Below are 25,470 nucleotides of genomic sequence, written 5' to 3'. Positions count from 1 at the left end.
ACTTGGGTCCCCGCCTGCGCGGGGACGACGTGTTTATTGAGCCGTTTGTCCCAGTCGTTCGATAAACCCGTGGATCAGCGCGACCATATCCGTGGCCGCAATCGCAGCATACTTCAGCGTCTGCTCGTGCGACAGCGGGAACGGGGTCAGGCCCTCGGCCAGGTTGGTGATGGCGGACATGCCCGCGACCTTCAGGCCGCAGTGGCGCGCCGCGATCACTTCCGGCACGACGGACATGCCGACGACGTCCGCGCCCAGCGCCTTGAACGCGCGGATTTCGGCGGCCGTCTCGAAGTTCGGGCCCGGGCAGGCCAGGTACACGCCTTCGTTCAGCGTGATGTTCTTCTCGGCCGCCGTGGCCTTGACCAGGTCGCGCATGCCGGCGTCGTACGCGTTGGCCATGCTGAAGAAGCGCGGGCCGAAGCGTTCGTCGTTCGGGCCGGCCATCGGGCTGCCCGGCAGCAGGTTGATATGGTCGGTCAGCACGACGACGCTGCCGGCGTCCACTTCGGCACGCAGCGAGCCCGCGGCATTCGTCACGAACAGCAGTTCGCAGCCGATCAGTTTGAACGTGCGCACGGCCGACGTCATCACGCCCGGTCCATATCCTTCGTAGAAGTGGCCGCGGCCCTTCATGCACGCGACCGGGACGCCGGCCAGCGTACCCAGTACCAGCTCGCCCGCGTGGCCGTGCACGGTGCTGATCGGGAAGCCCGGCAGGTCGGCATAGCTGATCGCGACCGCATCCGTCATCTGCTCGGCCAGCACGCCGAGGCCGGAACCGAGGATCAGGGCCACGCGCGGCGTGAAGCCCGGCTTGCGGGCGCGGATGACGTCGGCGGCTTCGAAGGGAGTGTTGCTGAAGGAGTGAGTAGTCATTGTCGCGCTCTGATCGAGAATTGGGCCGGCGGCTGCACCGAAATGTGGCAACTATGCATGAATGTCGATTGTGTTGGCAAATACCATTTTTCTGTTCGATTTATATCTTCGCAGAATAAATTCGCGCTAGACTTTCCGCATGCACGTTGACCTCGACCAAACATATGTTTAAGATTAAAAACAAAAGTTTAACCCATTTTCCATCGTGACCGAATCGTCCAAGAAACAACAGCTGTACGAGGCCATCCGCGCGAACCCGTTCATTTCGCAGCAAGAGCTCGCCAACGAGCTGGGCCTGTCGCGCTCGGCCGTCGCCGGCTATATCGCGGGCCTGATCCGCGAGCGCAGGCTGCTCGGGCGCGCCTACGTGCTGCCGGACCACCGCCCCGTCGTGTGCGTGGGCGCGGCGAACCTCGACCGCAAGCTGCGCTCGACCGGCGCCCTCGCGCTGGGCACCTCGAACCCGGCCAGCCAGAGCGAATCGTTCGGCGGCGTGGCGCGCAACATCGCCGAGAACCTCGCGCGGCTGGGCACGACGGTCGCGCTGCTGACGGCCATCGGCGCCGACACTTCCGGCACTGCCCTGCTCGCCCACGCCGAGGATCTCGGCATCGACGTGCGCGGCGCCCTGCGCCTGTCCGGCTGCTGCAGCGGCACGTACACGGCCGTGCTGGACCGCGACGGCGAGATGGTCGTCGCGCTGGCCGACATGGCGTTGTACGACCGCCTGGCTCCCGCCTTCGTCGACGCGCGCCAGGCGCAGCTCGCGGGCGCCGCCCTCGTCGTGGCCGACCTGAACCTGCCGCGGGACACCGTCGCCGCCCTCGCCGTCCAGGCCCGCCGCCACGCCACGCCGCTCGTGCTGGTGGCCGTGTCCGAACCGAAGATGGCGCGCCTGCCCGCGGACCTGTCCGGCGTGCGCCTCCTGATCCTGAACGCCGGCGAGCTGGCGGCCCGGGTCGGGCGTCCGCTCGCGGACGATGCCGCGATCGCACAGGCGATGCGCGAGGTACGGGCCCAGGGCGCGCGCGACCTCGTCGTCACGCGCGGCGCGCGCGGCGTCCTCGCCACCGCGGGCGAGCGGATCGTCGACCTGCCCGCCGCCCCTGCCGACGTCGTGGACGTGACCGGCGCCGGCGACGCGTTCGCCGCGGCCGTCTGCTGGTCGCTCGTGCAGGACGACGGTGCCGACGACCTCGTGCTGGCCTGCCGGCGCGGGCTGCATCTGTCGGCCCTCACGCTGGGCGTGCCCGAGACCGTGCACCCCGGCCTGGGGCCGGACAGCCTCGCCGCCGTTTCAACCGAACATCCGCTTCCACAGGACTGAACATGCAAGCCTTCCTCCAGTTTTCCCCCGAAGTGCAGGCCGCGCGCGCGGCCGGCAAGCCCGTCGTCGCGCTCGAATCGACGATCATCTCGCACGGCATGCCGTATCCGCAGAACGTGCAGACGGCGCGCGAGGTCGAGCAGGTGATCCGCGACGCCGGCGCGACACCGGCAACCATCGCCCTCATCGACGGCAAAATTTGCGTGGGCCTGGCCGACAGCCAGCTCGAACGGCTGGGCAATGCGCCGGACGCGCTGAAGGTGAGCCGGCGCGACCTGGCCTACGTGCTGGCCGAGAAAAAGCTGGGCGCGACGACGGTCGCCGCCACGATGATCTGCGCGGCGCTGGCCGGCATCGAGGTGTTCGTCACGGGCGGCATCGGCGGCGTGCACCGCGGCGCGGAGACGAGCTTCGACATCTCCGCCGACCTGCAGGAACTGGCGCGCACCAACGTCGCCGTCGTGTGCGCGGGCGTGAAATCCATCCTCGACATCGGCCTCACGCTGGAATACCTGGAGACGCACGGCGTGCCGGTGGTCAGCGTCGGCCAGCCGGGCTTTCCCGCGTTCTTCACGCGCGACTCCGGTTTCGACGCCGACTTCCAGCTCGACACGCCGGAGCAGCAGGCCCGCTTCATCCGCACCAAGTGGCAGTTGGGGCTCACGGGCGGCGTCGTCGTCAGCAATCCGGTGCCGGCGGAATCCGCAATGCGCAACGACGAGATCGACGGCATCATCGCCCAGGCGCTGGGCGAGGCAAGCGCGCAAGGCGTGAAAGGCAAGGCCGTGACGCCGTTCCTGCTGGCCCGCATCAAGGACCTGACGGGCGGCCGCAGCCTCGCCACCAACATCGCGCTGGTGAAGAACAACGCCCTCGCCGGCGCCCGCCTGGCGGTGGCGCTGCACGCCACGGCACGCGCCTGACGACGAGCGAGGCCCTATGTCGATCGACCTGAAGCAACTGAAATACTTCCTGGCGGTGGCCGAAGAAAAAAGCTTCAGCCGCGCCGCCGAACGCCTGCACATATCGCAGCCGCCACTGTCGCAGCAGATCATGAAGCTGGAGAGCGAGCTCGGGGTGCGCCTGTTCGCGCGCACGACGCGCAGCTTCGAATTGACCGTCGCCGGCAAGGCGCTGATGCAGGAGGCGGCCGACCTGCTGGGCCGCATGCGCATGACCATCGACACGATCCGCCAGATCGACCGCGGCGAGGTGGGCCGCCTGCGCGTGGGCATCGTCGGCTCGGCGATGTGGGGGCCGATCCCGGGCCTGCTGGAACAGTTCCAGAGCCAGTTCCCGCGCGTGACGTGGACCATCCACGAACTGGGGCCGAACGACCAGTGGGACGCGCTGCGCGGGCGCCAGATCGACGTCGGTTTCTGGCGCGAGCCCAGGATCGACGAAGACGTGCTGAGGAACGCCGGCCTGCGCCAGGAACTGTGCTTCCGCGAGGAAGTGTGCGTGGCCATGAACGCGCAGCACCCGCTGGCGCAGCAGGACGCCATCGAGTTGATGGACATCGCGCACGAACCCATGCTGACCCTGCACCTGGACCAATCGGCCGAACCGCGCTACCTGATCCAGTGCTGCGTCAACGCGGGCTTCCAGCCGACGATCTTCCAGGAGGCCGCCGAGCCGCAGACCCTGCTGGCGATGGTCGGCGCGGGACTGGGCGTGGCGCTGATGCCGTCGACGACGAGCCGCATCGGCTGGCCGGGCGTGCGCTTCCTGCCGGTGCGCACGAACCCGCCGTCGGCCAATCTGTACATCACCTATCCGACGCAGGACGATGCGCCGGTGGTGCGGGCGTTCCTCAAGATCCTGAATCCCGCGGGCGAGTAAGGCGCTAGCGCAGGGAACTGTAGTTCAGCGGCGCCCACGCATAGCCGCTGCCGCTGCGCTCGATGTAGCCCAGGCCGGGGAACGGCGCGTGGGCCGCGGCCACGATGACCCCGCGCGCGGCCGCATCCGCGAACACGGCGGCGCGCTGGCGCCGCGCCGCGTTCGGGTCTTCGTCGAACTGGATCGTCACCTGCGGTTCAGCCATCTGCACGTCCTTCGCATGCAGCGTGTCGCCCACGAAGCGGATCGTCTGGCCGCCGGCCGTCAATTCGTACATGGTATGGCCCGGCGTATGCCCCGGTGCCGGCACCGCCCGGATGCCGGGCACCACCTCGCCGGGACCGTCGAAGGTCCGGACCCGGCCCGCTTGCCGGTAAGGCGCGAACGCCGCCAACGCCTCGTCGATGACGTGGACGCTTTCCGGACGCACCCTGGTGCGGTTGGCCGGATCGAGCCAGGCGTCGGCATCGTGCTTCGCCACGACCACTTCCGCATTGGGCAGCACGGCCTTGCCGTCGACCGTCAGGCCGTTCGAGTGATCGCCGTGGATGTGCGTGAGCAGCACGGTGTCGACGTCTTCCGGCCGGTAGCCGGCGGCGCGGATGCTGTCCGCCAGGTGGCCGCCGTGCGCCCCGAAGCTGGTGCCGGCTCCGGTGTCGATGAGCACCAGCCGCTCGCCGGTGTTGACGAGGAATGCGTTGATCGACGTCTCGACCTGCGTGCCGAGATGGTGGCTGGCCAGGACGTCTTTCACGTGGGCCGCGCCGGTGCCCGTCAACAGCTTGTCGAGCGGGATGGTCACGGTGCCGTCCGACAGCGCGGTGATCTCGACGTCGCCGAGCAGGACACGATAAAAACCCGGCGCCTGGGTGCGCACCTGGGGCGCGGCAGCGTGCGCCGCCGGCAGCCAGGCAGGCGTTGCCAGCAGCGCCGAGGCGGTCAGGAACAGGGGTGGCAGGATTTGCGAAAGCTTGGTCATGGTGGACTCCTCTGGCGTTGAACGATGCATCCATGATCCAATAGCGCACTACATCAATCAAATCGATTATCAAGATTATGGGAATCAGTGAAAATGATTTCAGAGGCGTCGACCTGAATCTCATGGTGACGTTCCTCGTGCTGATGCGCGAGCGCAGCGTGTCTGCCGCCGCCCACAAACTGTTCCTCGGCCAGCCGGCCGTCAGCGGCGCGCTGGCGCGCCTGCGCCAGCTGTTCGGCGACGAGTTGCTCGTGCGCGGCACGCGCGGCATGGAACCGACGCCGCGTGCACTCGAACTGGAAGCCGCCATCACGCCGGCCGTGACGATGCTGCAAAAGGCGATCGCCGTACCGCCGGCCTTCGACCCGGCCAGCGCCGAGCGGCTGTTCGTCGTCGGCATGCCGGACTGGGTCGAGCACTGGCTGGTGCCCGCCCTGCTCGCACGCGTGCGCCGGCTGGCACCGCGCGTGCGCATCGTGCTCAAGGAAAGCAATCCGTTCGCCATCAGCGACATGCTGGACAAGGACGAGATCGAACTCGGCGTGGCGTCCATGCGTCCCGGCCCGCGCTGGCAGCACCAGCGGACGCTGCGCGAGATGGGATTCCGCTGCGTCTACGACCCGCGCCAGTTGCCGTTCAAGGGCGACGTGACGCTGGCGCAGTACGTCGCGGTGCCGCACCTGCTGGTGAGCTACAGGGGCGCCGTCGAGGGCCCGACCGACGCGGTGCTGGCCGGGCTCGGGCTGCGCCGCGACGTGCGCTATACGACACCGCGCTTCTCGTCGGTGCCCGGCGTGCTCGGTGCGAGCGCCATCGTGGCGACGGTCCCGGAGGTGCTGGCCGACCGCTGGGCCGCGGCGGGCCTGCTGGCGTCGAGCGCGGTGCCCGTCACGCTGGAACGCTTCACCGTCTCGATGGGGTGGCATGCACGGCGCGACGACGACGCGGCATTGCACTGGTTGATGGACGTGATCGAGGACGTGGCGCGCGCCGTCCCGTGACCCGCGGTGTCAATGCGTCGCGCCGCCCGCCTCTTGCGTATCGGCGTCCGTGACCACCGCCACCTCGACCGCGATGCGCAGCGCATCGACGATATCGCGCAGCGCCATCGACGGCGGCCGCTCCGGCCGGTCCGCGGCCTGCTCCGGCAGGAACGGCACGTGGACGAAGCCGGCCTTCAGCGGCTGTCCCACCGCGGCGTGCATCAGCCCATAGAACACGTGGTTGCACACGAAGGTGCCGGCCGTCTGCGACACGCCGGCCGGAAAGCCGCGCAGGCGCAGCGCTTTCACGATGGCCTTGACGGGCAGCGTGCTGAAATACGCGGCCGGCCCGTCCGCCACGATGGGCGTGTCGACGGGCTGGCTGCCTGCGTTGTCGCGGATGGATGCGTCGTCGACGTTGATGGCCACGCGCTCCAGCGAAATCTCGGAGCGGCCGCCGGCCTGGCCGACGGCGATCACGATGTCGGGCTTGACCCCGGCGACGGCGTCGCGCAGGACGTCGCGCGCGCTGCCGAACACGCACGGCAGCTGGCGCGCGACGACGGAAAAGCCCGGCCCGGACCAGCCGTCCAGCGCGCGCACGGCTTCCCACGACGGGTTGATGGTGGCGCCGTTGAAGGGTTCGAACCCGGTCAGCAGGACGGTCTTGGCGGAAGCTTGGGGGGTGGGTGCGGTCATGGTCGCCTCATCGATACATCAGGAAGTACAGCAAAACGATATTCGCGCCCAGCAGCGGCAGCGCGGTCGGCAACTGGGCCTTGATCACGGCATTTTTATCGGGCAGGTCGAGCAGCGCCGCCGGCACGATATTGAAATTCGCCGCCATCGGCGTCATCAGCGTGCCGCAATAGGCACTGAACATGCCGATCGCCGCCATCACGGCCGGATTCGCACGGTACACCCCGACCAGGACGGGAATCCCGATGCCGCCCGCGATGACGGGGAACGCGGCGAAGCCGTTGCCCATCACGACGGTAAATAATGCCATGCCCACGCAGAACGCGGCGCAGGCCAGCAGGCGCGAATCGAGCGGCAGATAACTCGTCACGACGTGGGCCACGGCCTTGCCCACGCCCGCCTCGGCAAACAGCAGCCCGAGCACGGCCAGCATGTGCGGCAGCACGACGGCCCAGCTCATCGCGTCGATCAGCCGGCGCGCCTCGCGCACGCCCTGCAGCGGCGTCGCGCGCGTGAGCGCGCACGCGAGCGCCAGCGCGACGATACTGCCGCAGCCCATGCTCACGAGCGTCAGGTTCTTGGGGTCCAGCAGGACAGCGAGGCCGACGTGGACGTCCTTGAGCACGACGGAACCGAACATCGTCACGACGGGAATCGCCAGCGCCGGCACGAGCAGCCGGTTGCCCAGCCGCGCCGCGCTGGATAACCTGGCCTCTTCCGGCAGGACGCTTGCCCTGCCGGGGCGCACGAGGCCGCAGCCGGCGATGAGGGCCATCGCGATCATCAGCACGCCCGCCGCGGCCGGCGGCAGGCGCTCGCCCAGCAGGTAGACGAGCGCATACAGGCCCCAGAACAGCGCCGTCGTGAAGCGGCGCGGATTGGTCGCGTCGCGCACGGTCATGACGGCCGTCGCCGCGAACAGCAGGCCGACCAGCACATAGAAAAAGTCGAGCGAGACGATCACGGGGCAACCTCGCGCACCGCCTCGCGGCGGATGCGCGCGTCGAGCCGGCGCAGGTTCCAGGCGTGGATGACGAAGGCCGTCACCGCGGTCGGGATGCCCCACAGCGCCATCCGGATCGGATCGACGTCGAGGCCCTCGGCCTTGAGGATGGTCTGCATCAGCACGATGGCGCCGAACGCGACGAACACGTCCTCGCCGAAGAACAGGCCGACGTTGTCCGTGGCCGCGCTCATCGCGCGGATGTGCTGGAGCAGCGGTTCCGGCAAGTGCCCGTGGCGCGCTTCGGCCGCCGCTTCGGCCATCGGCGCGACGAGGGGGCGCACCATGTTCGGATGGCCGCCCAGGCTCGTCAGGCCGAACGCGGCGGCGATTTCGCGCGCCAGCAGGTACACCGTCAGCAGGCGCCCCGTCGTGGCCGAACGGATGCGCGCGATGCTGGCCTGCGCGTGCTCCTTGAGGCCGAACCGTTCCAGCAGGCCGATCGCGGCCAGCGGCAGCAGCAGGATCAGCGGCAGGTTGCGGGTCTTGATGAACGCGGTGCCGAGCGATTCCAGCAGGTGCATCACGGGCAGGTGCGCGGCCCAGCCGGTCACCCCGCAAGCCACGACCACGACGAGCACCGGATTGGCGCGCAACAGGAATCCGGCAGCGACGGCGGCGATGCCGAGCAGCGGCCACAGGTTGACAGCGGATTGCATGAGTCTCCAGCGGTTGTGGGTGCGTGCGGAATCTTAACTCACGGATAAGAACGCCGAACAGAACCCTTGCTTGCACCCGGAGCAACGGCTGCCTTAGGCTGACTCACTTCGGCTATCCATGATCGCTAGTTGACGTACACTGAACGGCGGAGATCGGCAACAAGCAGTCCGTCACTTTCCGATCGACGTTGAGTTTGTACACTCATAAAAATGAAACCAGACCGAGTAATTGTAGCCAGCTTGCAACTTTTTGTCGCTTACCATGGGTTGCCTCATTATTGTTATCAGCGTTCCGTTAGCCTTCCTAGGAGGCGCCGCGCCGAGTGACACGGTAACAACATTGTCTGAATTGCTCGCTGTACCATTCGTCGCTTGTGTACTAGCTTCAGGCTTCCTCTACGTAGGAATACTTTGGAAGAAGGTCGGAGGGTGGATAGCGCATCGAGTCGTCGCCGGTCTTCTCTTGGCAGTACCGTCACTAGCAGGTTTTAGTCTACTAATGGATTCTAGCCATCAAGAGATGCATCCAGCAGGATACTTACTGCTAGTACCTGCATTGGTTTTGTTCCTTCGGACTGTCTGGCCATTTTGCTTGCCGCCAGATAATTCTTCCGCATCATCTCAATGACGGGTTAGTTAGTCCTAACGCAGCTTTTGACAGTCCGCTTCGGGTCGGTTCCGGCCTGTTGTGACCGTTCGTGACTTTTCCAGCTCGGCAAGATGCTATGCTGGCTTGAACGGCCGAGGTCGGCCACAAGCAGACGGTGGTCGAGCGGTCCTAAGTGTGTGTAGGGCGAGGTCATGAACTTACGTTGTATCGTTTAAGGTCATCAATGCGAACTGTAACAACCTTCAACTTCAAACTATTCAACTTATCCAGATCCGAGACGAAGCAGCGGCTCGGCGCTGATGCCGCATATTGGCATCATTCGCGACTTCAAGCTCAAGGCGTCAAAGCCGAGGCACCTCGTCCTACGGGCTTCGGTTGGTAGGCCATCAAGGTATGGAAATGAAGGACATCTCGATGATAAGAAACTGGCTCCTCCCCTTCGCCTTGGCGTTTTCAGTCACCACGCTGGCCTGCGCTGCCGACCCCGAGCCGCGCCACGTCGTGCTACGGAACACCCAAATCGTGACTGTGCAATCAAAGATCACCGGCAAGGCGCACGAGCTGATCGTGATGCTGCCGGACAGCTACTCTTGGAGTCCGGGCAAGAAATACCCGGTGCTTTACTTCCTCGATGCCTACTGGGACGTGCCGCTGATGTCCGCCCTGCACGGCAGCCTTGTCTACGACAAGATGATGCCCGAGTGCATCATGGTGGGCTTGTCCTATCCCGACGGCACCGACTACAACGTCGAACGCATGCACGACTACACGTACACGGCGATGGCAGGGGCCGCCGGATCGGGCAAGGGCGACCAGTTCCTCGACTTCATCCGCAAGGAAGCCGCGCCGCTAATCGAAACCACCTACCGCGCCGACCAGACCAACCGCGTCCTCGTCGGGGCTTCGCTGGGTGGCCTGTTTGCGCTGGGCGCCGCGTTGAAAGATCCGGATTTCTTCAACGGGTATGTCGCCGTGAGCCCGGCCGTCGTCTGGGATAACGGTGCGCTGTTCAAGCTGGAGGAAGCATTCGCCAAGCAGAATCGGCCGCTCAAGGCGCGCATGTTCATTTCGGCCGGTTCGCTCGAACCCGTCCAGTTCCGGGGACCGATCGAACTATTCGAAAAACAGATCGGAACACACGGCTACAAGGGCTTGGAATTGCAGAGCTATACGGTGGAGGGAACGGACCACGGCACCGTCAAGCCCGAAAGCTATCTTCGCGGCCTGAAATGGGTGTGGCAGGGGCGCCAGTGAACGCCGCGGTGCGCGCACAGATACGCCCAAGACAATCTCATCCGAAGCCAACGAAAGAGATTGGAAACTGATCGCGTGGGGATGTCCGCTTCGGGTCGGCAGCGGCCTGTCGTGACAGTCCGCGACTTTTCCAGCTCGGCAACCTGCCATGCTGAGCCGAACGGCCGGGTTCGGCCCAGGCTGTGTAAAAACATAAATGCCGATCCTTCGGCCTCGATGATCCGCTGGCGGTCGGCGGTCGCCCGGTCGGCTTCCGCGCCGCGCACGCGCCGGCGCGCACGGCTGGCCAGTTGACGGGCTGCGTCGGGCGACTTGTCCAGGATCGGCGCGATGTCCTCGAACGGCAGGTCGAACAGGTCGTGCGGCACGAAAGCCAGTCGTTCGGATGGCGACAGGCGATCGAGGACCACGAGCATCGCCACGCCGACGGCATCGGCCAGCATGATGTCGTGTTCCGGGTCGGCGTCGGACGCCAGGTCGAAGTCGGGATCGATCGGTTCTTCGGCACGGGCGGTCCGGGCGCGCAGCGTGTCCAGGCAGATGCGCGCGACGACCGTGGTCAGCCAGCCGGGCAGGTTGGCGACGTCGCTCCGCAGCGCTGGGCAATGCCGTCAAGGACAGCGGCCTGCCGGCCAGGACGCGCGACCTGGTCCACCTGCGCGCCAGCCAGATCAACGGCTGCGGCGTCTGCTGCGACATGCACCCGCGCATGATGAAGCGCGCCGGCGAGACCGACGAGCGCCTGTTCGCCGTGGCCGCATGGCGCGACACGCCTTACTTCAGCGACGCCGAGCGCGCGGCGCTGGCCCTGGCCGAATGCGTGACGCGCATGGCCGACCGCGCCGATCCCGTGCCCGACGCAGTCTGGGACGAAGCGGCCCGCCACTACGACGAACGCGCGCTCGCGGACCTCGTCGTGCGGATCTCGTCGTGCGGATCTCGGTGATCAACGTGTGGAACCGGCTGAACGGCAGCATGCGCCAGGTCGCCGGCCAGTGGGTCTGCGCGCCGGCGCGGTCACCGGCGGGCCGGTGCGTTGTCCGAGCCAGGCACCGCGCCCGTTGGTATACTCCGCTGGCGTTCTTTCACCCAATCATTTCAACAAGGATCTTTATGCGCTTCCTGCGTTTTGCCATTGTCGCCGCCAGCCTGGTCGTTACGACTGCGTTTGCGTCGCCGAGCGACCCCAAGCAAGGTGCCGAGTACACGGTGCTGCCCGTGCCGCAGCCGAGCCAGACGGCCGGCAAAAAGGTCGAAGTCATCGAGTTCTTCATGTACCACTGCCCGTACTGCCACGCGCTGGAACCCGTCCTGGAGCAATGGGTCAAGAAGGAGGGCGACAACATCATCTTCAAGCGCATCCATTTACCGTACCAGGGCGCCAACGATCCCGAAACGCATCTGTTCCTGACGCTGCAGGCGATGGGGAAGAGCGAAGCGTACCAGGCCAAGATACTGGACGCCGTGGGCGACATCGTGCGACGCAAGCGGTCGGAGACGTTGACCGAGCAGGAGCTCCTCGGCGTGGCCTACGGCCTGCCGGGCATCGACAAGGGCAAGTTCATGGACACCTGGAACTCGTTCGGCGTAAGGACGATGCTCAACCGCCTGCCCGGCATCGTCAGCAACAACTACAAAATCGATTCCACGCCGACCGTCGTGGTCGACGGCAAGTACGTGATCTCGCCAGGACAGGTGGCTGAGGCAACGCACACGCGGGATCAGCAGCAGTTGTTCCAGGAAACCCTCCAGGTCGTGGGGGCGCTGGTGGCAAAGGTACAGCAGTCGAAATGACGCATCCGTCCCCCACGCGCGATTCGCGTGGGGGATGTTGCCATCATTGACCGCCTGCTTCGGAGCGGGACCGGCCGGGCCGAAGCGGTCCCGCCGAGCGTTTCGTTCGTTCGGCTGTTCACGGATCGGTTGGCGCTATGTGATCTGCGCCGTTCGCGTGCGCCGCATGCGGACACGCCGTCGCATCAACGCGACGAGAACCCGACCTGCACATGAGCGGCCGGCGCGTTTTGCGCACACGCATGGCACGCCGGACGGTGCGCGGTAAGCTCGATCCCGTTTCCATCCGGGGTTTCGCCATGACAGCCATCGAACGCGCAGTACGCCTGTTCCTGCTGACCGCCTGCCTGCTGCTGGGCGTGGGCGGATGCGGCGGCGACGTCGGCATCGGGATCAGCTGGTATCACGAGGATGACCACCCGTGGCCCGACCACCCCGACTGGCCCAGCTGGCCCGACCGGCCGCAGGGCGCGACCGGCCTGTTCCCGATCGCGGGCGACATCTGCGGCCAATGCGCGGGCTCGCAGGACGGCACCGGCGGCGCCGCGCGCTTCAACGCGCCGCAGGGCATTGCGGCGGACGCGGCCGGCAACCTGTACGTGGCCGAAAGCCCCAGCGCCACCGTGCGCAAGATCTCGCCCCGGGGCGTCGTGACGACGCTGGCGGGCACGCGCGGCGCCGTCGGCTATGCGGACGGGGCCGGCGCGGCGGCCCGCTTCAACGACCCGAGCCGGCTCGTCGCGGATGCCGACGGCAACCTGTACGTGACGGACAGCGGCAACGCCGTCATCCGCCGCGTGGCGCCGGACGGCACGACGACGACCATCGCCGGCAACGGCACGTGCGGCAGCGCGGATGGCCGGGGCGCCACGGCGCGCTTCTGCAAGCCGCGGGGCATCGCGCTCGACCGCCAGGGCAACCTGTGGGTGGCCGATACCGGCAACCACATGCTGCGCCGCATCGATTCCGCGGGCAACGTGACGACCGTGGCCGGCACGCCGGGCGTGTGCGGCAGCCGCGACGGCAGCGGCGGGCAGGCGCAGTTCTGCGACCCGCAGGACGTGGGCGTCGACAACTGGGGCAATGTCTACGTCGTCGACACGGGCAACTCGACGATCCGCATGGTGAACGACAAGGGCATCGTATCCACGCTGGCGGGCCAGGCGGGGCGGTGCGACGCCGTCGACGGCAGCCCGGGCGTCTCGCGCCTGTGCGCGCCGAGCGGCATCACGGTCGACGGCAACGATTTATACATCGCCGACACCGGCAACTCGACCATCCGCCGCATCAACCTGGACAACGTGACGAGCACCGTGGCCGGCGTGCCCGGCCACGCCGGCATCGTCCTCGGCGCCCTGCCCGGCGGCCTGGACCGGCCGATCGGCGTGACGCTGGCCCCCGACCGCTCGATCGCGCTCACGACACACAACCTCGTCGTGAAACTGTCACCGGCGAAGTGATTCAGTCCGGGCGAACGGGATTGCTCGCATCCTTGCCGACGACGGTGACCCACGGCCGCACGTGCCATTGCTGCACGAGGCCGTGGACGACGTAAGGATCGGCACGGGCAAAGCGCTCGGCGGCTTCCGACGATTCGCCGCTGAACAGCAGCACGGCCCGGTCGGCCGGATCGGCCAGCGCGCCGGCAATGACGATCTCGCCACGCTCCTGGGCCGCCCAGGCCAGCTTGAGGTGCTCGTCGCGGAATTCGCCGCGGCGCTCCAGGTAGTCGGGCGCCAGGTCATAGATCAGCAGGAAGTGCACGGCATGTCTCCATCAAAATGACGATACTGAACATCTTAATCGGTCCGGCGCGACCTCGTCATCCGCGAGCAACGAGACCGCCCCTCACGCCAGCACGACGATCACTTCCCGGGCCCGCGGCCGACACCGCTGTTGGCCGCGCCTGGCGTCGCAAGTTCACCCGCCGGCGTCATCACCGTGCCCGCCGGATGGGATTTGGCGAGCGGGCCGGTGAAGGCAATGCCCGTGCCCGCCACGCTGGCTCCGGCATCATGGGCGAGCGCCAGCGGCGCCTCGAGCGTCAGCTTGCCTGCCCGCCACGCCGTATCCACCGCCGCGACGACACCCTTTTCTTCATCTGCGCCGCTGCCGATGACCACCGCCTGGCCGACCGCGAACTGGCGCGGGTCGTCGACGCGGACGACGGTGGCGCCCTTGTCCGCCGGTGCCGACGCACGGGTGATCCCGGGCGAACCGACCGTTGCGACCGTCAGGGTCTCGGCATTGGCGCCCGCATCCAGGACGACGGTCTGGCCCGGCGAAACGTGCGTGACCGTGACGGCCTTGACGGTCGTCGATCCCGCAACCGCCGCGCCTGTCCTGACCGAGTCGGACGTCACGAAATCCGTGCAATCGTTATCGCTGTCCTGGCCGTCCGGATAACGCCTCGTGCTGCCCTGGGTCGCATCGATCTGGCCGAGGTGGCCGCTGGACGGGATGCCCGGCAGGTCGCGCCGCTCGGCACGCGCGCCGGGGATGCCAGGCGCGCCCGCGTAGCAGGTGGCGTCCTTGCCGGCGGCCCCGCGAAAGCCAGCGGATGCCCACGGATCGACGATGCCGCCGTAGTTCAGGCTGTCGACCACATGTCCCGCCGCATCGCGCAGCACCATGCTGCCCGCTTCCCGCGATAATTCGGGGCCGCCAAACCATTGGTCCGGCTTGCCCTGGAATCCCGCGCTGGTCACGGTGTCCACCCGCACCACGGCATCCGTGTCGTGGGCACGGGCCAGGGCGCGGTCCAGCACGATCCCGCTGCCGGCCGGGCGCACGGGTTCGTTGCTCGAGTGCGCATGGCGGGTGGCGGGACTGAAGCTGATGCCGGTACCGCGCACGCTGAACGGCAGGTTGGCGGCATGGCCGTACTTCAACGGCGCCGCCAGTTCGAGGCCCGTGCCCGGCTCAACGAACGGTTCGCTGGCCGCATGGCGCTTGCCGAGTGCCGGCGAAATCGTCAGCGTGAGATCGGCTCCCGGCTGGCCAGCGACGCCGACGATGTCGACGGTTTCGAGATTGCCGGGCGCGCCGATCACGGCTTTTCCGGGGGTGTAATCGATGTTCTTTCTCACCGGGAAACCAAACGCGCCATGCACGACGATCGTCGTGGCGCCGGCAGCGGCATCGCGGGCCAGGCTGGTGCGCCGGGCGGCGGTGCCCACGTTCCTGACGGTGACGATATCGATGCCGTGATCGACACTGTCGATGTCGAGCCGGATCTTGTCGCCGACCGCGATGCCATTGGTCGACGTCACCTGGATCGTGGTCGAACCCGCCGCCGCATCGAGACCGAGCCACGCCTGGTTGCCCGCCGTGCCGACGCCGGTAATGGTCACTTTCTCATAGTGTTCGGTCGCGCGCCCGACGACGGGATACGTGGTGCCGTAGCCGAGGGCCAGCGTATCGCCGACGGCGAACCCTTCGGTGGTCGTCACCGGGACGCTCGTGGAGCCGGCCGGGATGGTGATGATGGGGCCATCGGGAAGCGGCTGCCACAGCGGTGTCGCCTCGCCAGCCGGCGTGCCGACCCGGACGACCTTGCGGATTTCCCGGTCATGCCCGCTGCCGACGACGACGGTGTCGCCCGGCTTGATGCCGTCGACATTTCGCACGTGGATGGTCGTGTCGCCAGGCGTGGCGGGCAGCACGAGGCCCGAATCGGACAGGCCCAGTACATAGAAGCCATGCGGCGCCAGCGTGGTAGCGGCAGGAATCTTCACCGCCGAGAACAGCGCCTCGCGCGCCGCGTGCTGGGCGAAGGTCCAGTTCGAGATATCGACCGCTTGCGCACCGGCGTTGTACAACTCGATGAAGGCATTGGTCGGGTTGTTGCTCGCACCGTCGCTCAGGCGGAATTCGTTGATCTTCACGGGCGCGACGTTGCGGACTTTCGCGACGGCCGAAGCGGTGCGTCGTGCGTGGCTCGCGGGTTCCGTCCAGGTTGCCATGCCATTCAGGTCACCGTTGAACGGGGCGGCGCCGGACCTGACCGTGAAGACGGCGTGCACGCTTGCCCCGGGCGCGATCGCATCGGGAAAAATTTTCGCCGCCTGCGCCGTGCCGGCCACGCCGGCGCGCCAGCCCGTCGGCACCGCCATCGACAGCGTGGCGCCCTGGACGGGGTGGCCGGTCGTATTCGTGAACGTGACCGTCAGGTCGCGGGATTCCAGCGGCGCGAAGGCGTGCAGGCCGGACGGCGCGTCGGCAACGGATTGGGTCCCGACACTGACGGTCGCTACGTCGTAGCGGGCGGCCGCCACGTTGTGCGCGACCAGCTGGTCCGTGTCGTTGGAAGGATACGTGCGCGGTGCCGTCATCGCACCTTCGTAGAACGTGCCTTGCGACGCGGCGCTGTTGTCGCCGCCATTGCCGAGAATGACGGCGCCCTGCTTGCGCATGGGATCGTACGACGCATCGATCCGGCGGCCTTCGTACATGACGGCAAGCTGCCCCCGCCGGGCATCGCCGCCCAGCGTCGCCCAATGTCCGGGCTTGCCTTTCGTGACGGCGGTGATGAAGCGCGCGCCGAGAGTGGGCACGCCGCCGCACAGCTTCGATTTGTCATCGTTGACGCAACCGACAAGATTGTTTTCCTGGTCGGCCATCACCCAGGGCCCGGGTCCGCTGCCACGATACCACCCGGTCGCGTTGCCGAAATAGATCGCCTCCATCGTGCCGTTGTCGTCGTCGATGCTGTCGATCTCGCCGTTGCCGTAGTCGAAGCAGCAATCCTGATTGTAGTGATAGCCGTTGATGACGGCATATTGCCCGCCCGCCTGGTCATCGACGGGCACGCCCTTCGTGTCGTTCAGGCGCAGGCCCATGCCCGGCGCGATATACACACCGTAGACCTTGTGTCCCATGACCGTGACCGGCGCCAGGTCCGCCAGCGGCAGATTGTCCATGCCGCCCAGCGCGGGCCCCGTCCACGTGCCGCGCGGCGCCTGCACCAGGTGATTGCGCTTGCCAGACTGGTCGTACAGCACCGTGATCCAGCAATAGGTATTGGCGCAAAACGCGTCCTGCGCCGCCGCGTTCGCGTAACCGCCGGCATCGGGAACCGGCAGGCGCGCGGGTTGCACGACGCCGATGTCGAGCGTTTTTCCGTCCGACTGGCGCATGACCTGGTACAGCGGCCCGTCGTACGCCGCGTAGAGCGCGCGCGTGCTGCTGTGCGCGGCGACGCAGGGCGCGCCGGCCTTCGCGTAGAGATCGCAGGGTCCTTCCGGCCGGACCGGGATGGCGCGCGTGGCGGCTTTCGGGATCGCCTGCGCGCATGCCGAGGGCAGCACTCCGCTCGACATGAACGCCAGCGTGATCGCCAGGCCGGCGGCAAATTTCAGGATTCGCATGTATTCGTTCTTTTCGATGACCGTCGGGAATGATTTGTGATCGATAACCAAATCACGGAACCGTTCATCGTAGAATGAAATACATAGCCTTGACCAATTACTTTTTCTCTTCGACCGATATTCGATTTGCAATGCCTTCGTGCCCCGGCCGGGCCAGCCTCAGCGCGGCGTCGAACCGCTCCGTCCGCGCTGGTCCGCGGCACGGGCGACGATCGCATCGGCGCGCGCCTGGGCACGGGCTTTCTCGGCGGGCGTCAGGCCGGCACCGATCTCGTCGAGGAAGGGACCGTTGAACGGAATGGCCTGCTGCTCGGGCACGCCGTCCAGCTTGACCATGATGTCGCGCAGCGCCATGCCGTAGGCCAGCGCGCTCTGCCGGTCGGCCGCGATGGCGGGATGCCCGAACCAGAAACCGGTGAACACCTGGTACAGGCTGGACCAGTAACCCTGCTCGGCCCGCTCGTCCAGCATCCCGTTGACGCGCGCCTTCCACGCCTTGACGAGCGGATCGTCGGGGCGCGTCGTGAGGGCGGTCGGGTCGCCGAACGGGCCCTCTTCGACCAGTTCCGCCAGCGCGCCGGGAACAAACGCGCGCGCGGCGCGCTCGAGGTGGTCGATGCGAGCCATCTTCCTTCGTTCGTTCAAGGTCGCGCAGGCATGTGCGGGGTCGGCGAGCGCTTCCCGGTCCGTGCCTTCGCGCGCGGGCAAGTGCCCGGTCCGCTCGAGCACGACGCACGAGTGCAACAGCCACCAGGCCTGAAACGCGTCTTGCGGATCGCCGGTCGCGGCCAGGCGCTCGATGCGCCGCGCCAGCGGTTCCGGTGGGGCCGCCTCGGGTAGCGGGGCCAGTTCGCCCAGGCCGGACAACCATGCCGGCCCCGTTGCACCCGTCGCACCCGTTGCCGCGGGCGCCGTCGACGCCGCCTGCGCAGGCACGGCGGCCGGCGCAGGCGTGCCCGGCGGCGCCGGTCGCCACACCGGCAGCACCAACACGACGACCAGGCCCAGCACGGCAACCGCCGGCACGACCGTTTTCCACCTCATGTGCGCTCCGCGTTCTCTGTTCGTAAACAGCCTAACAAAGCCGTCCCCGCCGCGGCAACGCCGGCGCTGTAACAGGTTGTTGCAGCGAAACTACTCTTCATGCATCCGTACCATAATGAAGACGCATTTGATGGGCAGCGCACAGAATAATCCGGCAGGCAGAGGTAGACTGTATACATGAGCACACATAAAAAACTGGCGGCGGGTATGGCTGGCTTTGCCAGCATGCTGTGGCTGGGCCTCACGGCCGCGGTCGCCGCGAACCAGCGCCGTCTCGTGTTCAATCCCACCGTCGAGCGCGAAGTGCTGCATCCGCGCAGCAGCGGCCACCGCACCCGGCCCGTGGTGCTGCGCGCCAAGGACGGCACGCGGCTGTCCGGCTGGCTGATGACGCCGCCGATGCCCGGCTCGCGTCCCGCCGTCATTTATTTTGGCGGGCGCTCCGAAGAAGTGTCCTGGGTCGTGCGCGATGCCGGCAAGCTCTTTCCTGGCATGGCTGTGCTGGCCGTGAATTACCGCGGCTATGGCGACTCGCACGGCGACCCGGCCGAAGCGCACATGGTCGACGATGCCTGCATGCTGTTCGACTGGATGGCCGCGCACCATCACGTCGATCCGCGCCGCATCGCCGTCGTCGGCCGCAGCCTCGGTTCCGGTGTGGCCGTGCAGGTGGCGAAGGAGCGGCCCGTGCACTCCGTCGTGCTGATCACACCGTACGACTCGATCCTCGCGCTCGCCAAGCGCAAGTTCCGCGTGATGCCGATCGAATACATGCTGCGCCACCGCTTCGAGTCGATCAAGTACGCGCCCACGCTCAAGGCGCCGACCTTCGTGCTGCGCGCGGCCAGCGACGACATCGTGCCCCATTCGCACACCGACCAGCTCGTTTCCAAGCTGGCCCAGCTGATCGCGGACGAGACCGTGCCCGATTCGGACCACCTGAACATCCCGTACCTGGAAGACACCCAGGCGCGCATCGCCCGTTTCCTCACGTCGCAGTTCGCCCCCGCCCCGACCGCGATCCCGTCCCCGGCCGTTGCCGACATCGTCGTCCCGGCCGTGACGGCCCCGGCCGCGGTGGCCGTGGCAGCCGTCGCCGCCCTGCCCGTTGCGCCCGCGCTTCCGCTCGCCAAACAATGAGCCCCGTGGTTTTCTACAAGAAACCGACTGGACCTGTGCTCATTTATATTTTTGCCATATAAATTACTAAGTAAAATCGTATTTGCCACGAATAAACGGGCTGATGCATAGTTCCGAAAATCCCCCCTCCCAGCACAGCCGTTGCGCCGGTACAATACGGGATTCAGGAGCCAAATCGATGAAATTCAAGCATATTTGTATGACGATCGCGGCGCTGTGCATCAGCGCCAGCGCCAGCGCCGACATGGCCGGCGCGAAGCTCGCGATCGTCTACGATGCCGGCGGCAAGTTCGACAAGTCCTTCAACCAGTCCGCCTCCGAAGGCGTGATGCGGTTCATGAAGGAAACCGGCCTCAAGGTGTTTGAAGCCCAGGCGAACTACGATACCCAGGCCGAGCAGGTCCTGCGCGCCCTCGCCCGCAAGAAGCTGCAATTGATCGTCTCGATCGGCTTTTCGCAGACGCAGCCCGTGCAAAAGATCGCGGCCGAATACCCGAACGTGCACTTCGTCATCATCGACGGCAATGCCCAGGGCAAGAACGTCAATTCCGTGCTGTTCAAGGAGCAGGAAGGCTCTTATCTCGTCGGCGTCGCCGCCGCCATGGCCTCGAAGACCAAGACGATCAGCTTCGTCGGCGGCATGGACATCCCCTTGATCCGCGCGTTCGCCTGCGGCTACGAGCAGGGCGCGAAAGTGGTCAATCCGAAGGTCCAGGTGCTGCAGAACATGGTCGGCACGACGAGCGCGGCCTGGAACGACCCGGCCAAGGGCGGCGAGCTGGCGCGCGCCCAGTTCGACCGCGGTTCCGACGTCGTGTTCGCCGTGGCCGGCGGGTCCGGCATGGGCGCCCTGCAGATGGCCAAGGAAAAGGGCAAGCTGGCGATCGGCGTCGACTCGAACCAGAACTATCTGTACCCGGGCACCATGCTGACGTCGATGGTCAAGCGCGTCGACAACGCCGCCTACGAAGCCTTCATGAAAGCCCGCAACGGCCAGTTCACGTCCGGCATCACGTACGAAGGCCTCAAGGAAGGCGGCGTGGACTGGGTGCTCGACAAGGACAACCGCATGGTCGTCACCCCCGAGATCGAAAAACGCGTGATGGCTGCGCGGGCCGACATCATCGCCGGCAAGGTCAAGGTGGTCGACTATCGCGCGGCCGGTTCCTGCCCGCAGTAACGTATCGAATTGTTGGAAGATGAAAGCGCGCCGCGCCGGTTCGAAGCCGGCGCGGCGCGCTTTTAGATGAATGCCTCCCCTTTTACTCTGTCTACCGAAAACGGACCGCTATGCAGTCAGCCGTAGAATTTCGCAACATTAGCAAAGCCTTCGGGGCGGTGCAGGCGAATGCCGACGTCAGCTTCTCGATCGCCAAGAGCTCGATCCACGGCGTGATCGGAGAAAACGGCGCCGGCAAGTCGACCCTGATGAGCATCCTGTACGGCTACTACAATGCCGACAGCGGCCAGGTCCTGGTCGACGGCCAGGCGCGCGACATCCGCACGAGCCACGAGGCGATCGCGCTCGGCATCGGCATGGTGCACCAGCACTTCATGCTCGTCGAGAACATGACCGTCCTCGACAACGTCATGCTGGGCAATGAAGGCGGCTTCAAGCTGGCCGCCAGGCGCGGCGCCGTGGAAGCGAAGCTGCGCGAGATCTGCGACCGCTACCGCCTCGACGTCGATCCGCTCGCGACGGTCCACGACCTGTCCGTCGGCGCGCAGCAGCGCGTGGAAATCCTCAAGCAGATCTACCGCAGCGCCGACATCCTGATCCTCGACGAACCCACCGCGGTGCTGACCGCGCAGGAGACGGCGTCGCTGTTCGAGATCCTGCGGCTGTTCAAGGACCAGGGCAAGACCATCATCCTGATCACCCATAAGCTGCAGGAGATCATGGAGATCACGGACGAGGTGACGGTGATGCGCGCGGGCCGCGTCGTCGGCGCGGTGAAGACGGCGGAGACGTCGAAGGAGCAGCTGGCGAACATGATGGTCGGCCGCCCGATCCAGAGCGAGCTGCCGCGCGCGCCGTTCAATCCGGGCGCCGAAGTGCTGAAGGTGGCGAACCTGCAGCTGAAGGACGCGAACGGCGTCGCCCTGCTGTCCGACATCGATTTTACGCTGCGCGCGGGCGAGGTCGTCGCCATCGCGGGCGTGTCGGGCAATGGCCAGAGCGAGCTGCTGGAGATCCTGTCCGGCATGCGCCTGCCCACCGCCGGCCGCGTCGACTTCCTCGGCCGCGAGCTGCCGTACGGCGGCCGCACGAACGCGGACGGCCTGCCGGCCACGTTCCGCGCGCTCGGCATCGGCCACGTGCCGGAAGACCGCCTGCGCGACGGGGTGATCAAGGATTTCTCCGTCATGCAGAACACGGTGTTCGGCTACCAGGACGACGTGAAAAACCGCTGGGGCCTGTTCGACCATAAAAAAATCGCGCAGCGCTGCGCGCACCTGATGACGGCGTTCGACGTGCGGCCGAACAATCCGGACCTGCGCATCGGCCTTCTGTCGGGCGGCAACCAGCAGAAGGTCGTGATCGCGCGCGAAGTGGCCGCGAAGCCGAAGCTGATGCTGGTCGGCCAGCCGACGCGCGGCGTCGACATCGGCACCATCGAAAGCATCCACACGCAGCTTTTGCGCCTGCGCGACGAAGGCGTGGCGATCCTGCTGTCGTCGGTGGAACTGGAAGAGGTGCGCGCGCTCGCCGACCGCATCATCGTGATGTGCGGCGGCCGCATCGCCGGCATCCTCCCCATCGACGAATTCGACACCACCCGCATCGGCCTGCTGATGGGCGGCATGCACAAGTCCTGACTATGAAAAAGACCGAACTCCCACGCTGGGCCACGGGTTTCGTCCTGCCCGTCCTGAACCTGATGTCGGCGCTGCTCGTGGCGGCGCTCGTGATCCACCTGCTGGGCGAGAGCCCGTCGGCATCGCTGGGCATCCTCGTCGACAGCGCCATCCTCGATCCGGAAGGCCTCGCGTACACGCTGTTCTACGCGAGCACCTTCATCTTCGCGGGCCTCGCCGTGTCGATCGCGATGCAGGCGGGCCTCTTCAACATCGGCGCCGAAGGCCAGATGTACGTCGGCGGCCTGGGCCTGACCTGGGCCGTGCTGGCGCTCGACGGCCACCTGCCCGGCTGGCTGATGATCCCGATCGCGATGATTGGCGCCGCCGTCTTCGGCGCCCTGTGGGCCTTCATCCCGGGCTACCTGCAGGCGAAGCGCGGCAGCCACGTGGTCGTCACGACGATCATGTTCAACTTCATCGCCGCGAGCCTGATGAACTTCGTGATCGTCAAGTACCTGATCCCGGACGGCCAGCAGAACCCGGCCTCGCGCGTGTTCGCCGACAGCGCCGCCCTGCCCCTGCTGAACAAGCTCCTGCCGGTGCTGGGCGACACGCCGCTGAACATCAGCTTCCTCCTCGCGATCCTCGCGCTCGTGATCTACGGCGTGATGGTGTGGCGTTCGGGCTGGGGCTACCAGCTGCGCGCGACGGGCCTGAACGCCAACGCGGCGCATTACGCGGGGGTGAAAATCAGCCGCACGATCATCGTCACGATGCTCGTGTCGGGCGCCCTCGCCGGCCTCGGCGCCGTCAACTCCGTGATGGGTTCCACGCACTACCTGAGCCTGAACTTCCCCGCCGGCGCCGGCTTCGTGGGCATCGCCATCGCGCTGATGGGCCGCCAGCATCCGGTCGGCATCTTCCTGTCGTCCGTGCTGTTCGGCGCGCTGATCCAGGGCGGCTTCGACCTGTCGCTGGAAAAGCCGAACATCCCGCAGGAGACGTTCATCTTCATCCAGGGCCTGATCATCCTGTTCTGCGGCGCGATGGAGAATTTCTACGCCCCGGCCATCCTGAAACTGATCAACCTGACCCGTACCGACAAGGGGGCTTGAATGGAAGACTTCCACATCGCCAGCATCATCGTCTCCACGGTCCGCAACGCGCCCGTGCTGATGTTCGCCGCGCTGGCCGGCCTGTTCGCCGAGCGCTCGGGCGTCGTCGACATCGGCCTCGAGGGCAAGATCCTCGCGTCGGCGTTCGCGTCGGCCGCCGTCGCCTACGTCACGCAGAATCCGTGGTACGGCATCCTCGCCGGCATGGGCGTGTCCGTCGCCCTCGCGATGGTGCAGGCGTTCGTGTCGATCACGCAGAAGGGCAACCAGCTCGTGTGCGGCATCGCGATCAACATCGCCATGAGCGGCCTGACGTTCGTGCTCGCGCAGTTCTTCTTCCAGCAGGGCGGCCGTACGCCCGACCTGCGCAACGCGCGCCTGCTCGACGTGACCCTGCCCGGCACGGCGGCCCTCGAGCACATCCCCGTCATCGGCTGGCTGTACGGCCACCTGATCGGCGGGCAGTCGGTGCTGGTCTATGTCGCGTTCCTGCTGCTGCCGGTCGTGCACTGGGTCGTGTACCACAGCCGCTTCGGCCTGCGCCTGCGCGCCTGCGGCGAGAACCCGCACGCGGCCGATGCGGCCGGCGTCTCGGTCGAACGCACGCGCTACCTCGCCATGTTCGTGGCGGGCGTGCTGTGCTCCTTCTCGGGCGCGTACCTGACCCTGGTCCAGAGCGGTTTCTTTTTGCGCGACATGTCGGCCGGCGCCGGCTACCTGGCGCTGACGGCGCTCGTCTTCGGCAACTGGCGCCCGCTGCACACGGTGCTCGGTTGCCTGATGTTCGGCCTGTTCGGCGCGATCCAGATCCAGCTCGAAGGCGTCGACATTCCCGTCGTCGGCCGCTTGCCCGGGTCGTTGATCCAGGCGATTCCGTACATCGTCACCGTGGTCGTGCTGGCCGGCCTGATGGCCAAGTCGGTCGCGCCGAAGGCGATCGGCAAGCCGTTCGTGAAATCTCGTTAAGCAGCATCGGCAGGCGTGGGGCGGGCATTTGAGGCCGGGGCCTCAAATGAAACGAGCCCGCGCGTAACGTTCGTGTAATCCAAACATCCGCGTGGGCACAGGGTGCCCACCCAACGAGGTCATTCGTTCGCGCGCCGGCTCGACCTCGCCAACGTCCACGCAAACCCCACGCCCGCCGACGCCCCGCTCGTCTTCTCGAACAACGGACTGTCCTTGTTCGCATTCCCCGCATAGCTGTCCAGCCGCACGAACCCGAACACGCGCACGTCCGGATCGATCCGGTACGTGCCGAACACGCCCGTCCGCACGAGCATCAACCCGCCGTCCGCCCGGTACGCCGGCCGGTCCGCCGTCGCGTACTGCGGCGCGACGTCGTAGAAATAGCGGTGGATGCGCGCATCGCCGAACAAGGCGCCCAGCTGCGCTTCCACCGTCCAGCGCCCCGCATCGCCGCGCCGTTCCCACACGAAGCGCGGCTCGGTCGTCCAGCCCTGGCGGCGCAGGCCGCCGCGCCCTTCGATGACGGCGCGCAGCGGCAGCTCGAAGCGCAACCGCCCCGCCTCGCCCAGGTCGGCGAATTTGTATTTCACGCGCGGGCCGAATTCGACGAGCGTGCCGAGGTCGGGCATGCCGCGCCGTGCCGCCACGTCCTTCGAATGCGCGGGCAGCGCGGCGGCGAAGCCGACGTCGAATTCGACCTTGTCCGTGTCCAGCAGGCGCGCGCCGACGCCGCCCTGGTCCGCGCGCAGGACCTTGCCGCGGTACAGGAGAAACGGCAACGCGACGAAGCGGTTGCTGCGGTCGGACGCGCCCGGATACGCGGGCGTGCTGAACGCGGCCGCGCCCACGCCCGCTTCCCACAGGGGCAGGTTGCGGGCATCGGGTTCGGCAGCCAGCGCCGGCAGCGCGAGGAGCAAAGGTAAAGGCAAGGCGAGACGAAGCATGGGAGTGGTCCGGAATGAGTTGCGGCAGATTCTAACGGCAGCGGCCCCCGCGCGGCGCGCG

Annotated in this window: 23 protein-coding genes; 13 read left to right on the top strand and 10 right to left on the bottom strand. The window is 66.9% G+C overall.

The window, feature by feature from the left end:
• Window positions 1–33: 33 nt before the first annotated feature.
• Complete coding sequence (xapA, locus tag ACEN9Q_RS02000) at window positions 34–879, bottom strand: xanthosine phosphorylase (protein WP_056444836.1); 846 nt, start codon at window positions 877–879, stop codon at window positions 34–36.
• A gap of 205 nt (window positions 880–1,084) precedes the next feature.
• On the opposite strand from xapA, the gene ACEN9Q_RS01995 reads away from it, so the two are divergent.
• Genes ACEN9Q_RS01995 through ACEN9Q_RS01985 form a run of 3 tightly spaced genes read left to right on the top strand, consistent with a single transcriptional unit; the run spans window position 1,085 to window position 4,048 of the window.
• Window positions 1,085–2,206 (top strand): carbohydrate kinase, encoded by a 1,122-nt coding sequence (locus ACEN9Q_RS01995; protein ID WP_495627183.1) that lies wholly within the window; start codon window positions 1,085–1,087, stop codon window positions 2,204–2,206.
• A gap of 2 nt (window positions 2,207–2,208) precedes the next feature.
• On the top strand, window positions 2,209–3,129 hold the full coding sequence (locus ACEN9Q_RS01990; protein WP_495627182.1) for a pseudouridine-5'-phosphate glycosidase: 921 nt from the start codon (window positions 2,209–2,211) through the stop codon (window positions 3,127–3,129).
• Between the two features lie 16 nt (window positions 3,130–3,145).
• Entirely contained in the window at window positions 3,146–4,048 is a 903-nt protein-coding gene (locus tag ACEN9Q_RS01985) for a LysR family transcriptional regulator (RefSeq protein WP_056444827.1), read from the top strand.
• 4 nt (window positions 4,049–4,052) lie between these two features.
• Here the strand turns inward: ACEN9Q_RS01985 and ACEN9Q_RS01980 are convergent, their stop codons facing one another.
• Window positions 4,053–5,027 carry an MBL fold metallo-hydrolase gene (locus tag ACEN9Q_RS01980; RefSeq protein WP_495627181.1) on the bottom strand — a complete coding sequence of 325 codons (975 nt, stop codon included), beginning with the start codon at window positions 5,025–5,027 and terminating at the stop codon, window positions 4,053–4,055.
• A 77-nt stretch (window positions 5,028–5,104) separates the two neighbouring features.
• Between ACEN9Q_RS01980 and ACEN9Q_RS01975 the strand changes: the two genes are divergently transcribed.
• The gene (locus tag ACEN9Q_RS01975; protein WP_495627180.1) at window positions 5,105–6,028 is read left to right on the top strand and encodes a LysR family transcriptional regulator; all 924 of its coding nucleotides are present in this window, start codon (window positions 5,105–5,107) and stop codon (window positions 6,026–6,028) included.
• Window positions 6,029–6,037: 9 nt separating this feature from the next.
• Here ACEN9Q_RS01975 and pcp read toward each other — a convergent pair whose 3' ends face one another.
• Genes pcp through ACEN9Q_RS01960 form a run of 3 tightly spaced genes read right to left on the bottom strand, consistent with a single transcriptional unit; the run spans window position 6,038 to window position 8,371 of the window.
• A complete protein-coding gene (gene pcp / locus ACEN9Q_RS01970) occupies window positions 6,038–6,709 on the bottom strand; it encodes a pyroglutamyl-peptidase I (protein ID WP_495627179.1) in 672 nt (223 codons plus the stop codon).
• A gap of 7 nt (window positions 6,710–6,716) precedes the next feature.
• A complete protein-coding gene (locus ACEN9Q_RS01965; protein ID WP_495627178.1) occupies window positions 6,717–7,673 on the bottom strand; it encodes a DUF979 domain-containing protein in 957 nt (318 codons plus the stop codon).
• On the bottom strand, window positions 7,670–8,371 hold the full coding sequence (locus tag ACEN9Q_RS01960) for a DUF969 domain-containing protein (protein WP_495627177.1): 702 nt from the start codon (window positions 8,369–8,371) through the stop codon (window positions 7,670–7,672). The genes ACEN9Q_RS01965 and ACEN9Q_RS01960 overlap by 4 nt, the downstream gene beginning before the upstream one ends.
• Window positions 8,372–9,380: 1,009 nt before the next feature.
• Between ACEN9Q_RS01960 and ACEN9Q_RS01955 the strand changes: the two genes are divergently transcribed.
• On the top strand, window positions 9,381–10,235 hold the full coding sequence (locus tag ACEN9Q_RS01955; RefSeq protein ID WP_162251913.1) for an alpha/beta hydrolase: 855 nt from the start codon (window positions 9,381–9,383) through the stop codon (window positions 10,233–10,235).
• On the opposite strand, the gene ACEN9Q_RS01950 is transcribed toward ACEN9Q_RS01955, so the two are convergent.
• The gene (locus ACEN9Q_RS01950; protein ID WP_495627176.1) at window positions 10,193–10,678 is read right to left on the bottom strand and encodes a sigma factor-like helix-turn-helix DNA-binding protein; all 486 of its coding nucleotides are present in this window, start codon (window positions 10,676–10,678) and stop codon (window positions 10,193–10,195) included. The genes ACEN9Q_RS01955 and ACEN9Q_RS01950 overlap by 43 nt on opposite strands.
• 155 nt (window positions 10,679–10,833) lie before the next feature.
• Between ACEN9Q_RS01950 and ACEN9Q_RS01945 the strand changes: the two genes are divergently transcribed.
• From ACEN9Q_RS01945 to ACEN9Q_RS01935, 3 genes are all read left to right on the top strand, one after another.
• Entirely contained in the window at window positions 10,834–11,181 is a 348-nt protein-coding gene (locus ACEN9Q_RS01945) for a carboxymuconolactone decarboxylase family protein (RefSeq protein WP_495628908.1), read from the top strand.
• 167 nt (window positions 11,182–11,348) lie between these two features.
• Window positions 11,349–12,029, top strand: a complete 681-nt coding sequence (locus tag ACEN9Q_RS01940; RefSeq protein ID WP_495627175.1) for a thiol:disulfide interchange protein DsbA/DsbL — start codon at window positions 11,349–11,351, stop codon at window positions 12,027–12,029.
• A 299-nt stretch (window positions 12,030–12,328) separates the two neighbouring features.
• Window positions 12,329–13,489: an SMP-30/gluconolactonase/LRE family protein gene (locus ACEN9Q_RS01935; RefSeq protein ID WP_495627174.1), complete on the top strand. Its 1,161-nt coding sequence runs from the start codon at window positions 12,329–12,331 to the stop codon at window positions 13,487–13,489.
• Between the two features lies 1 nt (window position 13,490).
• Here the strand turns inward: ACEN9Q_RS01935 and ACEN9Q_RS01930 are convergent, their stop codons facing one another.
• The 3 genes from ACEN9Q_RS01930 to ACEN9Q_RS01920 form a co-directional block, all read right to left on the bottom strand.
• Window positions 13,491–13,793 carry a YciI-like protein gene (locus ACEN9Q_RS01930; RefSeq protein ID WP_495627173.1) on the bottom strand — a complete coding sequence of 101 codons (303 nt, stop codon included), beginning with the start codon at window positions 13,791–13,793 and terminating at the stop codon, window positions 13,491–13,493.
• 101 nt (window positions 13,794–13,894) lie between these two features.
• A complete protein-coding gene (locus ACEN9Q_RS01925) occupies window positions 13,895–17,398 on the bottom strand; it encodes an arabinofuranosidase catalytic domain-containing protein (protein ID WP_495627172.1) in 3,504 nt (1,167 codons plus the stop codon).
• Between the two features lie 159 nt (window positions 17,399–17,557).
• Window positions 17,558–18,442, bottom strand: coding sequence for a hypothetical protein (locus ACEN9Q_RS01920; protein ID WP_495627171.1), 885 nt, complete (start codon window positions 18,440–18,442; stop codon window positions 17,558–17,560).
• Window positions 18,443–18,619: 177 nt separating this feature from the next.
• Here ACEN9Q_RS01920 and ACEN9Q_RS01915 point away from each other — a divergent pair, with 177 nt between their 5' ends.
• The 5 genes from ACEN9Q_RS01915 (at window position 18,620) to ACEN9Q_RS01895 (ending at window position 24,465) form a co-directional block, all read left to right on the top strand.
• Window positions 18,620–19,582 carry an alpha/beta hydrolase gene (locus tag ACEN9Q_RS01915; RefSeq protein ID WP_056444791.1) on the top strand — a complete coding sequence of 321 codons (963 nt, stop codon included), beginning with the start codon at window positions 18,620–18,622 and terminating at the stop codon, window positions 19,580–19,582.
• A 178-nt stretch (window positions 19,583–19,760) separates the two neighbouring features.
• The gene (locus tag ACEN9Q_RS01910) at window positions 19,761–20,762 is read left to right on the top strand and encodes a BMP family lipoprotein (protein ID WP_056444788.1); all 1,002 of its coding nucleotides are present in this window, start codon (window positions 19,761–19,763) and stop codon (window positions 20,760–20,762) included.
• A 110-nt stretch (window positions 20,763–20,872) separates the two neighbouring features.
• Window positions 20,873–22,402 (top strand): ABC transporter ATP-binding protein, encoded by a 1,530-nt coding sequence (locus ACEN9Q_RS01905; protein WP_495627170.1) that lies wholly within the window; start codon window positions 20,873–20,875, stop codon window positions 22,400–22,402.
• Between the two features lie 2 nt (window positions 22,403–22,404).
• Window positions 22,405–23,499: an ABC transporter permease gene (locus ACEN9Q_RS01900; protein WP_056444782.1), complete on the top strand. Its 1,095-nt coding sequence runs from the start codon at window positions 22,405–22,407 to the stop codon at window positions 23,497–23,499.
• On the top strand, window positions 23,500–24,465 hold the full coding sequence (locus ACEN9Q_RS01895) for an ABC transporter permease (RefSeq protein ID WP_495627169.1): 966 nt from the start codon (window positions 23,500–23,502) through the stop codon (window positions 24,463–24,465).
• Between the two features lie 119 nt (window positions 24,466–24,584).
• On the opposite strand, the gene ACEN9Q_RS01890 is transcribed toward ACEN9Q_RS01895, so the two are convergent.
• The gene (locus ACEN9Q_RS01890; RefSeq protein ID WP_495627168.1) at window positions 24,585–25,409 is read right to left on the bottom strand and encodes a MipA/OmpV family protein; all 825 of its coding nucleotides are present in this window, start codon (window positions 25,407–25,409) and stop codon (window positions 24,585–24,587) included.
• Between the last annotated feature and the right edge of the window lie 61 nt (window positions 25,410–25,470).

It is taken from the genome of Massilia sp. Masssp93 (assembly GCF_059491295.1).
This window is presented reverse-complemented; position numbering and strand designations above follow the sequence as displayed.

What these genes read in the sequence shown, in the direction of transcription:
- xapA (WP_056444836.1), bottom strand. Translation starts at nt 879, where the DNA reads ATGACTACTCACTCCTTCAGCAACACTCCCTTCGAAGCCGCCGACGTC.
- ACEN9Q_RS01990 (WP_495627182.1), top strand. Translation starts at nt 2,209, where the DNA reads ATGCAAGCCTTCCTCCAGTTTTCCCCCGAAGTGCAGGCCGCGCGCGCG.
- ACEN9Q_RS01985 (WP_056444827.1), top strand. Translation starts at nt 3,146, where the DNA reads ATGTCGATCGACCTGAAGCAACTGAAATACTTCCTGGCGGTGGCCGAA.
- ACEN9Q_RS01980 (WP_495627181.1), bottom strand. Translation starts at nt 5,027, where the DNA reads ATGACCAAGCTTTCGCAAATCCTGCCACCCCTGTTCCTGACCGCCTCG.
- ACEN9Q_RS01975 (WP_495627180.1), top strand. Translation starts at nt 5,105, where the DNA reads ATGGGAATCAGTGAAAATGATTTCAGAGGCGTCGACCTGAATCTCATG.
- pcp (WP_495627179.1), bottom strand. Translation starts at nt 6,709, where the DNA reads ATGACCGCACCCACCCCCCAAGCTTCCGCCAAGACCGTCCTGCTGACC.
- ACEN9Q_RS01960 (WP_495627177.1), bottom strand. Translation starts at nt 8,371, where the DNA reads ATGCAATCCGCTGTCAACCTGTGGCCGCTGCTCGGCATCGCCGCCGTC.
- ACEN9Q_RS01955 (WP_162251913.1), top strand. Translation starts at nt 9,381, where the DNA reads ATGAAGGACATCTCGATGATAAGAAACTGGCTCCTCCCCTTCGCCTTG.
- ACEN9Q_RS01950 (WP_495627176.1), bottom strand. Translation starts at nt 10,678, where the DNA reads ATGCTGGCCGATGCCGTCGGCGTGGCGATGCTCGTGGTCCTCGATCGC.
- ACEN9Q_RS01940 (WP_495627175.1), top strand. Translation starts at nt 11,349, where the DNA reads ATGCGCTTCCTGCGTTTTGCCATTGTCGCCGCCAGCCTGGTCGTTACG.
- ACEN9Q_RS01935 (WP_495627174.1), top strand. Translation starts at nt 12,329, where the DNA reads ATGACAGCCATCGAACGCGCAGTACGCCTGTTCCTGCTGACCGCCTGC.
- ACEN9Q_RS01925 (WP_495627172.1), bottom strand. Translation starts at nt 17,398, where the DNA reads ATGCGAATCCTGAAATTTGCCGCCGGCCTGGCGATCACGCTGGCGTTC.
- ACEN9Q_RS01920 (WP_495627171.1), bottom strand. Translation starts at nt 18,442, where the DNA reads ATGAGGTGGAAAACGGTCGTGCCGGCGGTTGCCGTGCTGGGCCTGGTC.
- ACEN9Q_RS01915 (WP_056444791.1), top strand. Translation starts at nt 18,620, where the DNA reads ATGAGCACACATAAAAAACTGGCGGCGGGTATGGCTGGCTTTGCCAGC.
- ACEN9Q_RS01910 (WP_056444788.1), top strand. Translation starts at nt 19,761, where the DNA reads ATGAAATTCAAGCATATTTGTATGACGATCGCGGCGCTGTGCATCAGC.
- ACEN9Q_RS01905 (WP_495627170.1), top strand. Translation starts at nt 20,873, where the DNA reads ATGCAGTCAGCCGTAGAATTTCGCAACATTAGCAAAGCCTTCGGGGCG.
- ACEN9Q_RS01900 (WP_056444782.1), top strand. Translation starts at nt 22,405, where the DNA reads ATGAAAAAGACCGAACTCCCACGCTGGGCCACGGGTTTCGTCCTGCCC.
- ACEN9Q_RS01895 (WP_495627169.1), top strand. Translation starts at nt 23,500, where the DNA reads ATGGAAGACTTCCACATCGCCAGCATCATCGTCTCCACGGTCCGCAAC.
- ACEN9Q_RS01890 (WP_495627168.1), bottom strand. Translation starts at nt 25,409, where the DNA reads ATGCTTCGTCTCGCCTTGCCTTTACCTTTGCTCCTCGCGCTGCCGGCG.